Consider the following 12,835-nt stretch of genomic DNA (forward strand, 5'->3'; position numbering starts at 1 on the left):
GTTGCTTGCCATGGTTCTACCGGGTCTTGCCCTTCCCGACGACGTTGATGCGCTGAAGGCGATGATCCTTTCCATGGCTCGCGAGCAGGCTGCAAGCGAGGCCCGGATCGCAGTCGCCGACGCTCGGATCGCAGCATCTGAGGCGGAGGTCGCCCGGCTGAAAGCTGTCGAGAAAAGCGCCAGCGAGCGGATCGCCAATCTCACGTCAATCCTGAAAGTTTTACAGCGCACGCAACATGGCACGCGTTCCGAGCGGCTACGCCTGGCCATCGACGACGAGCAGGCCTCCTTTGCCTTCGAAGAGGTCGAGACCGGCCTTTCGGAAATCCGGAGCGAACTCGACCGCGCGGTCGGGAACAAGCCGAAGCGCGCCCCGCGTCCGCGCAAGGGCTTTGCTGCCCACCTCGAACGCATCGAGGAGGTCGTCGAGCCGGAAATCCCGGCCGACTGCGAGGGGCTTGAAAAGGTTCTGATCGGCGAGGATCGATCCGAGCGGCTGGACGTCGTGCCGCCGAAGTTCCAGGTCATCGTCACGCGCCGTCCCAAATACGCCTTCCGGGGCCGTGACGGCGTGGTCCAGGCTCTGGCGCCGGCGCACATCATCGAAAGCGGGCTGCCGACGGAGCGGCTGCTCGCCTATATCGCCGTCTCCAAATACGCCGACGGCCTCCCGCTTTATCGGCAGGAGGCGATCTATCTGCGCGACGGCGTCGAGATCAGCCGGTCGTTGATGGCGCAGTGGATGGGGCATCTGGGCTTCGAGCTGCAGATGCTTGCTGATTACATACTGGAGCGCATCAAGGAGGGCGAAAGGGTCTTCGCCGACGAGACGACCTTGCCCACCCTTGCCCCTGGTTCCGGGAAAACCACGAAAGCCTGGTTGTGGGCCTACGCACGGGATGACCGACCCTATGGCGGAACCAGTCCGCCAATGGTTGCCTATCGTTTTGAAGACAGCAGAGGTGCGGATTGCGTGGCGCGCCACCTCGCCGGATTCAGCGGTATCCTGCAAGTGGATGGCTACTCGGCCTATACCAACCTGGTCAAGGCACGGGCCAAAGCCGGCAGCAATGAAACAATCCGGCTCGCCGGGTGCTGGGCTCACCTGCGGCGCAAATTCTACGACCTGCACATCAGCGGGGTCTCGCAGGCCGCGACGGATTCGATCATCGCCATGACCGAATTGTGGAAGGTCGAGGACGAGGTCCGCGGCAAGGATGCCGGAAGCCGCGCCGCGCTACGTCAGGAAAAGTCCGTGGCCATTGTCGCGAGCCTCTTCGATCTATGGGAAGCGGAACTGGGCAAGGTCTCCGGAAAATCCAAGACCGCCGAGGCGATCCGCTACGCGCTCACCCGGCGGGAGGCGCTGGAACGCTTTCTGATGGACGGTCGCATCGAAATCGACTCCAATATCGTCGAGCGTGCAATCAGGCCCCAGACGATCACGCGAAAGAATAGTCTATTCGCCGGCAGCCACGGCGGTGGACGAACCTGGGCGACGGTAGCCACCTTGCTGCAAACCTGCAAAATGAACAGCGTCGATCCGCTCGACTGGCTCTCGCAGACCTTGACCCGCATCGCTCAAGGCTGGCCGGCATCCGAAATCGAAATGCTCATGCCTTGGAACTTTAGGCCTGACGTTATCGGCTGACCGCTTACTTAAGACCAGTAACGTCTATGCGATTGGGTGAGCGGATGGGCCGGATAAAGCGGCAGCTATCGGGCAAGACGCAGAATACGCTTGATTCTGAGGCATTTGCCGACTGGCGGCTTTCATATCGCGTCGGATTCTGATTCAGGCTCACCATGAGCCGATACGAACTGACCGACTTCGAGTGGCGCGTGATCGAGCCACTCCTGCCCAACAAGCCCCGAGGCGTGCCGCGCGTTGACGACCGCCGCGTGCTGAACGGCATTTTCTGGGTGTTGCGATCCGGCGCGCCATGGCGAGACCTGCCCGAGCGTTATGGCCCACGCACCACCTGCTATAACCGCATCGTGCGGTGGCGGAAGGCAGGCGTGTGGGACCGGCTGATGGATGCCATCAGCGCCGCTCACGACAGCGCCATCCAAATGATCGACAGCACTTCCATCCGGGCGCACCAGCAGGCTGCGACGGCAAAAGGGGGCCCAGATCATTTTCTCGGTCGATCGCGTGGCGGGCTCACGACCAAGATCCACGTCGTTGTCGACGCCCAGGGGCCCCCGATCCGGCTTGGCCTGACCGCAGGGCAGACGCATGACGGGCAGATCGTTGACCGCCTGCTTGATCACCTTCGTCCGCGCACCATTGTGCTGGCCGATAAGGCATAGGACGCCGATCGCATCCGGGATCTGATCCGGGAGCACGGCGCCACGCCAAACATCCCGCCCAAGAGCAACCGCAAATGGAAGCCGTGCTTCAGCAAGCGGCTCTACCGCGAGCGCAACCTGATCGAACGCTTCTTCTCAAAGCTGAAGCACTTTCGCCGCGTCGCCACCCGCTATGACAAGCTCGCCGCAAACTTCCTCGCTGTGATCCAGCTTGCCTCAATGCGGCTGTGGCTCCGTGCTTATGAGTCTACGGCCTGGACCTCATGCCTTTGACCAGATGGCCAGGTCCTGGTTCCCAGGTCCTGGTTCAAAGCGTGCCGAGATTGGCGGTGTCGGTCGGCCAGTTGGGCCTGTCGGCGGGATCAGGCAAGCATATCCTTCAGCCGATAATAGGTGCCCACCATTGGCAGGAACCACGGCTTGCCGGTATGCAACGGGACGGCATTCCAGTCCATGCCGCCGATTGGATTGGTATCCGTGCGGCCCATTGCAATGTCCGCCAGGACATTTCCGATCAGCGTCGAGAGCTGCGCGCCATGTCCTGAATAGCCCATGCCGTAGATCAGGCCATCGGCGGTGCCGGCGCGCGGATAGCGGTCTTGCGTGCAGCCGACGAGACCGCCCCAGCAATAGTCGATTTCGACATCGGCCAGTTGCGGGAACACATCGAGCATCTGCTTGCGCAAAAGCTCGCCGGAACGCACGTCTGTCTTCTGGTTCGAGGCAGCCGAGAACTTCGCGCGCCCGCCGAACAAGAGTCGGTTGTCCGGGGTAAGCCGGAAGTAGTTGGCGATGTTGAGCGAGTTCGTGTAATTCCGATTGCCGGGCAGGGTTGCCGCGACCTCCTCTGGGGTAAGCGGGCGCGTCACGACGATGAAAGATGCAATTGGCATCATCCGTCGCCGATAGTAGTCGAAATTCTCTGACGTATAGGCGTCGGTCGCAAGGATGACCTGGCGGGCAGCGAGCGAGCCGGTCGGCGAACTGATCCGCCAGCCATCTGACACCCGGATGCAGGACTGGACGGGATTGTGCTCCCAGATCGTCGCACCATGGCGAGCGGCGGCTTCCGCCATGCCATTGGCATACTGGCCCATATGCATCATCGCCGACTTGGGTGACAGCACCGCGCCGTGAAAGGCCTCCGAACACAGTTCGTTGCGGACATCGCCACGTGAGAGCCACTCCACCGAGGGATCCACTTCGCGGCGAAGCTCCTCGCACATGGCCTGCAGCCCCTTCACATGCGATGGCTTGGATGCAAGCTTGAGCTTGCCGCCTCTGCGGAAGCTGCAGTCGATGCCTTCTTCCGCAATGATGGCTTCGATCATGTCGATCGAGTCGTCGTAGGAGCGCCAGAACCGATGAGCCTTGGCCTCTCCAAAGTGGGCCTTGGCGGCGCCAAAACTGGCGAAGTGGCCACTGTTGAGGTGCCCGCCATTGCGCCCCGATGCACCATATCCGACATGCTCGGCCTCGATGAGCGCGACCTTCACGCCAGACTTGGCCAGTTTGCGCGCGGCATTGAGACCGGTGAAGCCCGCCCCGATTACGGCGACTTCGAAATCGCCTGACAGGGTTTCGCGGGTCGCCCCGGCAAAGGCTTTCGACGTATCGTGCCAATAGGAGGCAAACTTCATCTTGAACACCTCTCGCGCTCGTCGGCCGCCGACAGGATGAAGTGTAGCTCCGCTCCGGCGCCGTGAGGTGCGGCCCTGGCCATGGGCCTGCAACAATCTGTCGTCCTGCGCGGCGGAAACCGCAGGAAATGCGGCAGCGGCGACTCCGCAGGATGCGCGGCGATGGCCAGGCTAAATCCCAGTGATATCGGGACGCGCTGGGTGGTCAGCTTTCCGACAAACTGGCATTCGTCGCTTTCGTGCACATTCGTGACCCTTTGCTGCCTTTCATGAGCCAAGACGTCACCAGAAAGCAGGCCTTCGCCCGGACCAGAACTCCTAACCCATTAGGGATTACAGCCGTACATAGACTCCAGACTCCTGGGCAAATAGAATGCATGCCGAGCCCGCTAGGACGCTCGCCCACATGGCCGAAGAACCCACTCGACGCCGTCTCGCCGCCATTTTGGCTGCTGATGTAGTCGGATTTAGCCGTCTCATGGAACAGGACGAGACAAGCACGTTGACGACGCTCAAGGCTCGGCGGCGGCGGGTGTTGGAGCCTCTTGTGTCCCACCACCAGGGGCGCATCTTTAAGATCGCTGGTGACAGTGTCCTGATTGAGTTCAACAGCGCCGTCAGGGCTGTTCAGTGCGCGATCGAATTGCAGCGCAACATGGCCAAGGCGAATTGTGAGTTGCCAGAGGCTCGCCACATTGTGCTGCGCATCGGCGTGAACTTGGGCGACGTGATCGTCGAGGGGAGTGACCTTTATGGTGACGGTGTCAACATCGCAGCACGCCTGGAAGGCCTCGCTGAGCCCGGTGGCGTCCTGCTTTCCGGCACTGCATTCGACTACATCAAAAACAAGGTCGATGCGAACTTCGAAGATCTCGGCACGCAAAAGCTGAAGAACATTTCCGAACCAGTGCGTGTCTACCGCGTTGGCGGCACACCGCGGGTGCCGGTCACAGCGCCCGAAGCTCTAATCGACAAACCTTCCATTGCTGTACTTCCATTCCTCAACATGAGCACCGACGCAGAGTACGGGTACTTCGCGGATGGCATCGCTGAAGATATCATTACGGAGCTGAGCCGGTTCCGTTCGTTCTGTGTCATCGCCCGAAACTCGTCATTCGTATACAAGAACCGTTCGGTCAACGTACGCGATATTGGACGCGAACTCGGGGTTCAATACATTCTTGAGGGAAGTGTACGACGAGCACGTGATCGAATCAGGGTTACAGCCCAACTCGTTGAAGCCGCCACTGGCAAGCATCTATGGGCCGAGCGCTACGATCGGCATGTTGAGGACATCTTCAGCGTGCAGGACGAGATCACCCGCACTATCGTAGCGAGCTTGCCTGGCCCCGTAGAAGGAGCCGAGTGGGCGCGCGCGCTGCAGAGGCCGACCGAAAGCTTTTCTGCATACGACCATTGGCTCCGCGGCAGGTATTTCCTGAACAAAAGCAGCTCTAAAGACGACGTGCTGCAGGCGAGGATGCACTTTGAGAAGGCTATTGAGCTTGATCCAACCTACGCATCTGCATATGTCGACCTAGCGCAATCATACTACGCGGAATATTATTCGCCGTGGACGGTGTCGCGAGAAGCTGTGGCCGATCGGATATTCGAGTTGAGCCGCCGGGCGGTCGAACTAGATCCCTATGATAGCCGGACACACCTGGAGTTGGCGTGGAGCTACTTTGAGGTGAAGGGCGATTTTGACCTCGCCAAAATACAGGTTGACCAGGCGCTGGCACTGAACCCCAACGACTATTACAATTACTGTTTCGACGGATGGCTCTATGTGTGCTCAGGTGAGCTGGAACATGCGGTGGCGTGTTCTAACGAGGCACTGCGGCGCAGCCCTTTGGTTTCGGACGGTTGTTTAGAGACCCGACTCGTCGCCGAGTACCTGGCTGGGAACTATCCCGGATCGGTCATAGCATTCGGGCGAATGCTGCAACCCAGTGTGGGGTGCTATGCATGGATGGCGGCTGCATACGCTCAACTCGGTCGGACAGATGAAGCAAGCGTAATGGTAGATACGTTTCTCAGGCGGGTCGCGGAACTGCCTTGGGCACCGAAGGGCGTTAGTTCGGATGAATGGCGCCAATACTGGGCGAGGGAATTCCGAGCAAAAGACTTGGCGGCTCGCGAACGCCTGTTTGATGGGCTTCGGAAGGCGGGCCTATCGGTTTAACGGTCAACGACCGCTTACGACGCTTCTTTCTCTCATTCCGATCGAGGGAGGCTACGGAAGAAAACCACCTCTCGCGACCTTCCCTTGTCGCGAAAACTCCCGATCAAAGCGACGGTTTTGCAACTGACTTTTGCACACTCGCAGAACTCAACTTTTGCGACAACATGTCCTGCCACCTGCGCTTCGCTGCAGCCGGTCAGCTTCGCCGTCCTGCTGATACTGTTGCCGCCAGACCGGAAGACAATAATGGATTCGTGCATCACCAGATCAGCTTGGCGTCCGGCATATTCCCCGCCCGCCTTAGCCAACTCGATGCCTTGCCTCTGGCGTTCGCGGCGATCCTCGAAGTCGTCTCGAGCCATTTGCAGGGCGAGCTTCAGCAACATTTCCCAATTGGCTAGCTAGTAGATAGCGTCCTTGGCCGTTACTGTCGCGAAGGCCATAGCGCCGACGAAAAACACCAGAAAAAGAAAGTAAAGTGACAATATACCGGTCAGGTCCGCCTCGCGGGCCCGTTTCGGACGCAGAGGATCGAAGACAATGTCGACCCGGGCCCCGATTGTTCCGGTCTTGGCGTTGACGCCACGATAGGACGTAAATATCACCTTGCGGCCAGACTGGTCATGGAATTCGATGATGGGGCGGTCAGGCGACTCGTCGCCGGGATCGATTCCCACGACCGTTCCGGTTGTCCGCCGGCCGCGGCGGACAAGAACGAATTCGTCATAGAGAAAAGACAGGGCAAAGCCCAGAAACAGCAGGGTGAAGAAAAGCATCCAGACCTGGGCGGCGTTGAGCTCCAGACCAACTTGCCGCGCCAAGACGATGAACGGCGACGCCACCGCATGGACTGCATCCCGCACCTGGAGAAAGAAGCTGTTCCAGAGTTGCTCGAAGGACATTTTGATGCCTGTTTTCCTGCCTTGATCTAACAGCGAATTACAACACGCTTTTCAAGCCCGTGGACAAATTTACCTGGGAAGGCGGCTGAATGCTGCGTATCGATGCGTGCGATCGGCTAGCGCCGGGACCTCGGGGTAGGCAATCATCCATTCTGATCCATTAGCGTTAGTGTGGAAGCCAACGCTAAGACCTCTGGCCTCGGCAAACGAATTTCCGCTCAGGTTCGTAGATGAACACTGCACCCGTGGCTCGCGCGGTTGGCCACTGGCACGAAATCGGGCGAGGACAGGTTGCCGCTGAGTGTGCGATTGCTACATCATCACTGGTCCGCAGAGGAGCGTCGCGGCTCCTGGTGAAGCCATTCTGAGCCACGCCAACGACCGCCCGGCGACGCGCGCCGGCTGGCCAGGGTCGATAGCCGCCGGGGTAACGTCCGGCCTGCGGCGTCTTCGGATGGAAAGGGGCAGCCGAACTCCCGGAACGGCGCGGTCGCGGACAAGCAGGACTTAGTCGAACTGTCGATTAGCTCACGGCGGTCATGGGCCCGTAGCTGCTTGCATGCCTCAACCGAACCGTACCCATCGCTGATGATCGCGTCGGGTCGCATTTGGTGGTAGCACGAATGGCAGGATTGGAGCGGCTCCTGAATGGCGGCAAATGGCGCTTCTTTCTCTCGTTCCGATCGAGGGAGGCTACGGGAAAACCACCTCTCGCGACCTTCCCTTGTCGCGAAAACTCCCGATCAAAGGGACGGTTTTGCAACTGACTTTTGCACACTCGCAGAACTCAACTTTTGCGACAACATTTCCTGCTTCCCGCTTTCCTTCTCAGCGAGGAAACCGCCTCGGGGTGACCGCCGCTTTCGTGCACGCCGATCACAAATCCGGGCTCAAGCGCCGCTTCTCAAAGCTGCCGTCCCTGTTAAGCGTGCTTTTGGATATGATATGGGAACCTCTTATCGGTCGGTCCAATGGGCATTGGGCCGACTAGAAAAAGTGTGACGTAATGAACGACTTAAGCAGGAAGTTTGCCATCGCACCTATGATGGACTGGACGGACCGGCATTGCCGGTTCCTGCATCGCCAGTTGACGCGCCGGGCATTGCTCTACACCGAGATGGTCGTCGCCGACGCGGTCATCCACGGCGAGCGCGAGCGCTTGCTCGGCTTCGATGATACGGAACATCCGGTGGCGTTGCAGCTCGGCGGCTCCGATCCGCAGAAGCTCGCCGAGGCGGCGCGCATCGGCGAAGCCTTCGGCTATGACGAGATCAACCTCAATGTCGGCTGCCCGTCCGACCGCGTCCAGTCGGGTACGTTCGGCGCCTGCCTGATGAAAGCACCGGACCTGGTCGCCGATTGCGTCGCAGCGATGAAGGCTTCGGTCAGCATTCCGGTTACCGTCAAATGCCGCATCGGCGTCGACGAGCAGGATCCCGAGCCGGCGCTCGATACCTTGGCGGAAGGGGTTTTCGCGGCCGGCGCCGACGCACTGTGGGTGCATGCCCGCAAGGCGTGGCTGGAAGGGCTGAGCCCGAAGGAAAACCGCGACATCCCGCCGCTCGACTACAACAGGGTGTATCGGCTGAAGGCCAAAAATCCAAACAAATTCATCGGCATCAACGGTGGAATTCAATCTCTTGAAGAGGCGCTTGACCACATTGATCATGTCGATGGCGCCATGCTCGGCCGCGCCGCCTATCACACGCCGGGCATTCTGGCAGGCGTCGACGCGGCGTTTTACGGCGACACACCCAAAACCTTCGATTTTGTCGCGCTGATCGATGCCATGGCGGAATATGCAGCGCGCCATATCGAACGGGGCGGGCGGCTTGGCCATGTCACCCGTCACATGGTCGGCCTGTTTCACGGCCTGCCCGGCGCGCGCCGTTACCGGCAGATTCTTTCGACCGATGCGACAAAGCCCGGCGCCGGACCGGATGTGCTGAAGGCGGCTTTCGCTGCAGTCGATTTTAGCGGAAGGGACGCCGAAGCAGCCTGATTGTTCAATCACGCAAGATCATGCGGAGGGCATCGCGTTGAAGGTACGCCAAACAACGCTGAGCGAGAACAAATGATGATTCTGTTGTGCGTTCGTTTCGAAAGACTGCCCAGGGTCGCTCGCAATCAACTGTAGCGGCCACCTGAACGGGTAAGTAGCGCCAGAAACGGACATTAGCGAAAGCGATTCCAGGGCAGCTTTGGAAGAGCGGACATTCGACATCCTCATATCAATTCATCAGCTTCGGCTCCGAGAATACCATGTGCGATCTAAATTTGCGTGCGCGGGTGATAGAGGCGGACCCAGTAACTCCAGCCAGGTGTAATCGAAATACAGTTGGCAATCTTTCCGTCGCAGCCAACGAACTGGATATCGACCGATCCATCCGCCCCGGGCAAGGCCCAAGTCCGCGCGGGAGCAAGCGAGAGGACACGAGTCCGACCGTGCGCTGCCGGAGGTTCCTCGTTAGCTGGGGAATGCCTGTTGTGCTATCGTCCTAAAGTCTCTCGGGCCGCCAAGGGTCACGCATGATCTTCCGTTCGAGGGAGAGAGCATCTGTGACGGAATTTGAAACGAAACTGAAGTTGGCCGCCAAGCTTGCCGCGAAAGGCAGGGTTTCGCGTCGCGACTTTGTTCAGCTGGCCCTCGCCGCCGGTCTTACCGCCACGGCCGCCAATGCGATGTTCGTCCAGACGGTGCGCGCCGAGCCCAAGAAGGGCGGCACCTTGAAGATCGGCATCGGCGATGCCGCCGCCACCGATTCACTGGACCCGGGTAGTACCAACGTCAACCGGTTCACCGGCACCGCGCTATTTGGAACCTTGTCGAACAGCCTGACCGAGATCGATTCCAAGGGCAACGTGGTCCCCGACCTCGCCGAGAGCTTTGAGCCGTCAGACGGCGCCAAGAAGTGGGCGTTCAAACTGAGGAAAGGAGCCACCTTTCACAATGGCAAGACGGTTACCGCCGACGATGTCGTGGCCTCTGTCAGGCATCATAACGTCGAGGGCACGAATTCGGTGATGAAATCGCTCTTGGCTTCGGTCAAGAATGTCGTCGCCGACGGTGCCGAGACGGTGGTGTTCGAACTCGACGGCGGCAATGCCGACTTCCCCTACATCATGTCGGACATCCCGGTCATGCCGGCGAAAGAGGGCGGCGTCGACTGGGAGTCGGGCATCCGCACCGGCCCCTACATGCTCGAGAAATTCGAGCCCGGCGTCATCGCCACCTTCAACAAGAACCCGAGCTACTTCAAATCCGACAAGGGCTGGTTCGACCGTGTCGAATGCCTGGCGATCAATGATGTAACGGCGCGCACCAACGCGCTCTACACCGGCGAGGTCCACTACATGGATCGCTGCGATCTGAAGACGCTCGACATTCTGAAGCAGAACCCCGATCTCGTGATCTTGGAGACGACGGGCTACGGCCATTACGTCTATGTCATGAACGTCCAGAAGGCGCCCTTCGACAATCCCGATGTGCGGAATGCGATCAAATACTCGCTCAAACGCGACGAGATCGTGCAGAAGGTGTTTCTCGGCCACGGCGCCGTCGGCAACGACAATCCGATCGCACCGACCGTCAAGTTCGCGATCGATCCGCAGCCGAAGCACGTCTACGACCCCGACATGGTCAAGAGCCTCCTCAAGAAGGCGGGGGCCGAGAACACCCGGTTCGACCTGTCGGTCGCGGATGCCGCCTTCGCGGGTGCGACCGACTCCGCCCTCCTTTGGCAGGAGCATGCCCGGGCCGCCGGGCTCAACCTGAATGTGATCAGGGAGCCCAATGACGGCTACTGGGACAATGTCTGGCTCAAGAAGCCGTTCTTCGCCTCTTACTGGGCCGGCCGGCCGGGGTGCGACTGGATGTTCACCACCGCCTATGCGGCGGATGCGGTGTGGAACGAAACGTCTTGGAAAAATTCGCGCTTTAATGAGCTGCTCGTCGCCGCCCGATCGGAGACCGACGATACCAAGCGTGCCGGCATGTATGCCGAAATGCAGCAATTGCTGCATGACGACGGCGGCCTGGTGAACCTGGTCTTCAACTCCTATGTCGATGCCCACACCAAGGCTCTCGCCCATGGCGAGGTGGCATCGAACTGGCCGATGGACGGGCTGAAGATCGCCGAACGCTGGTGGTTCACCTAGGCCGTGTACTCATAAATTGGGATGGCGGGCTGCACGCGTTTGATGCCTCCTTGTCCCCCAGCAGCGGCTCCGGAGCGGACATCGCAAGCAGGTCCGAGTTGCCCACAAGCGGAAGTCCCTGGAGCGCATCCGGGGTCCATCAATTGCCTCTGATCTTGGACAGCGCGTTCTTTGCGTAAATGCCAACCAGAGCTTCATTCTGGAGTGCCACGAGCGCAGGTATCGCAGCCCGTGCCGGAGGCCCGATCTTTCCCAGCGCCTCGATGGCCTCCCGGCGGAGATGCTCGACCTTGAGCGCCTCAACCAGAGCCGGAACGGCTTGTGTTGCCGCTGGTCCAAACCAGCCCAGTCGCTTTACTGCATATTGCTGGGAAAAGAGATTGCCGGTCTCAAGCTCTGCTTCCAGGCTCGTAACGGTGACGTCCAGCGGCAGCGCAGCGATACGGACACCGTCATTCAGGCGCTCCCGGACGCTTGCGTGTTCATAATCCCATTTGAACGAGAGGTGTATGGTGTCGGGAATGTTTTCGAGGCCCTTCTGGCCTATGCCGGGCCGGAACTTCACCAGCATTTGCCTGGCTTCTTCCCGGCGGCCGAGCTGCGCCAGCACGGAACTGAGAGGTAGAAAGAGCGCAGTTGCGTCTGGGTTTCGCCTGACGCCTTCTCCGAGCACCTCAGCCGCTTGTTTCAGATCGCCCGTTGCAAAAAGCGCCAATCCACGCGCGAGAACGTAGTGGCTTGGATAGTTCGGGTTGAGCCGCATGGCGGTCGCGACGAAATTCAGCGCCTCTGCAGGTTCGCCTGAGATCGTCAGCGCCCAAGCCGTTGCGATGTGTGCCTCGGGGTCGTTGGGATCCAAAGCAATCGCTCGACCGGCATTCCTGCGTGCATCTTCGGCCAGACCTTGATAGACGTCCCGCAATGCCTCGACCGTGTAAGACAGTGACGTTGGATATTTCTGGGCCAACTCTGCGTAATCGTGAGCTCCCCACCAGAAATATGGTTCGTCCCTTCCGAGTTCTTTACCCCAGAGTGACTCAACGACGCGGAAGTAGGCCAGCGCCAGGGCGGCATAAGCGCGGCCATATTCGGGATCGAATTCGGCTGCTTCTTTCAAGGAAGTAATGGCGGCAGCTGTGTCCTTTGCGGTGTAACGGAGATAAAGGCTCCAACCCTCTTCGAAAGCTTCCTTGGCTGCAATGTTGTCCGGCTTGGCGCGGGCGATTTCCGTTTTTTCGGTGGTGGTGAGATTGACCTTCAACGCTTCGACGATCTTTGCGACAAAAACGTCCTGGATCGCAAAAATATCAGCGACGTTTCCATCGAACCTGTCCGCCCACACATGCCCGCCGGTGAGGGCATCGATGAGCTGTGCGTTGACTCGCACCTGCTCGCCGGCTCGCCGTACGCTCCCCTCGAGAACGTAACGCACGCCAAGTTCTTCCGCGACCTGACTGATTTTCACCGGCTTGCCGCGGTAAGCGAATGTCGAGTTTCGCGCGATTACGAATAGGCCGGAAACCTTTGAAAGGTCGGTGATCAAGTCATCGGTCATGCCATCAGTAAAGGTCTCTTGCCCCGCCTCGTCGGACATATTGGGGTCGGTTCCGGCTGAGTGCGAAATGACACCCTAAGCG

Annotated in this window: 8 protein-coding genes and 1 pseudogene; 5 read left to right on the forward strand and 4 right to left on the reverse strand. The window is 59.7% G+C overall.

The features are described 5' to 3' along the window. The first annotated feature begins 10 nt into the window (after nt 1–10). Nucleotides 11–1,651 (forward strand): IS66 family transposase, encoded by a 1,641-nt coding sequence (gene tnpC / locus JG739_RS18230; RefSeq protein WP_183445373.1) that lies wholly within the window; start codon nt 11–13, stop codon nt 1,649–1,651. Nucleotides 1,652–1,806: 155 nt separating this feature from the next. Continuing rightward, nucleotides 1,807–2,586, forward strand: a pseudogene (locus JG739_RS18235) (IS5 family transposase). Nucleotides 2,587–2,675: 89 nt separating this feature from the next. Here the strand turns inward: JG739_RS18235 and JG739_RS18240 are convergent. Beyond that, nucleotides 2,676–3,953 carry an NAD(P)/FAD-dependent oxidoreductase gene (locus JG739_RS18240; protein WP_202362807.1) on the reverse strand — a complete coding sequence of 426 codons (1,278 nt, stop codon included), beginning with the start codon at nt 3,951–3,953 and terminating at the stop codon, nt 2,676–2,678. 406 nt (nt 3,954–4,359) lie between these two features. On the opposite strand from JG739_RS18240, the gene JG739_RS18245 reads away from it, so the two are divergent. Continuing rightward, nucleotides 4,360–6,138 carry an adenylate/guanylate cyclase domain-containing protein gene (locus tag JG739_RS18245; protein WP_202362808.1) on the forward strand — a complete coding sequence of 593 codons (1,779 nt, stop codon included), beginning with the start codon at nt 4,360–4,362 and terminating at the stop codon, nt 6,136–6,138. Between the two features lie 32 nt (nt 6,139–6,170). Here the strand turns inward: JG739_RS18245 and JG739_RS18250 are convergent, their stop codons facing one another. Both JG739_RS18250 and JG739_RS18255 read right to left on the reverse strand, forming a co-directional pair. Then, the gene (locus JG739_RS18250) at nt 6,171–6,524 is read right to left on the reverse strand and encodes a recombinase family protein (RefSeq protein WP_202362809.1); all 354 of its coding nucleotides are present in this window, start codon (nt 6,522–6,524) and stop codon (nt 6,171–6,173) included. A gap of 15 nt (nt 6,525–6,539) precedes the next feature. Beyond that, the gene (locus JG739_RS18255) at nt 6,540–6,980 is read right to left on the reverse strand and encodes a DUF3592 domain-containing protein (RefSeq protein WP_202362810.1); all 441 of its coding nucleotides are present in this window, start codon (nt 6,978–6,980) and stop codon (nt 6,540–6,542) included. Between the two features lie 1,066 nt (nt 6,981–8,046). Here JG739_RS18255 and dusA point away from each other — a divergent pair. Further along, nucleotides 8,047–9,042, forward strand: a complete 996-nt coding sequence (gene dusA / locus JG739_RS18260) for a tRNA dihydrouridine(20/20a) synthase DusA (protein WP_202362811.1) — start codon at nt 8,047–8,049, stop codon at nt 9,040–9,042. Between the two features lie 557 nt (nt 9,043–9,599). Then, nucleotides 9,600–11,198, forward strand: a complete 1,599-nt coding sequence (locus JG739_RS18265) for an ABC transporter substrate-binding protein (RefSeq protein ID WP_202362812.1) — start codon at nt 9,600–9,602, stop codon at nt 11,196–11,198. 139 nt (nt 11,199–11,337) lie between these two features. Here the strand turns inward: JG739_RS18265 and JG739_RS18270 are convergent, their stop codons facing one another. Next, nucleotides 11,338–12,792 carry a tetratricopeptide repeat protein gene (locus tag JG739_RS18270; protein ID WP_202362813.1) on the reverse strand — a complete coding sequence of 485 codons (1,455 nt, stop codon included), beginning with the start codon at nt 12,790–12,792 and terminating at the stop codon, nt 11,338–11,340. Nucleotides 12,793–12,835: the final 43 nt, after the last annotated feature.

The sequence above is a fragment of the Mesorhizobium sp. L-2-11 genome, from assembly GCF_016756595.1.
Lineage (GTDB): Bacteria > Pseudomonadota > Alphaproteobacteria > Rhizobiales > Rhizobiaceae > Mesorhizobium.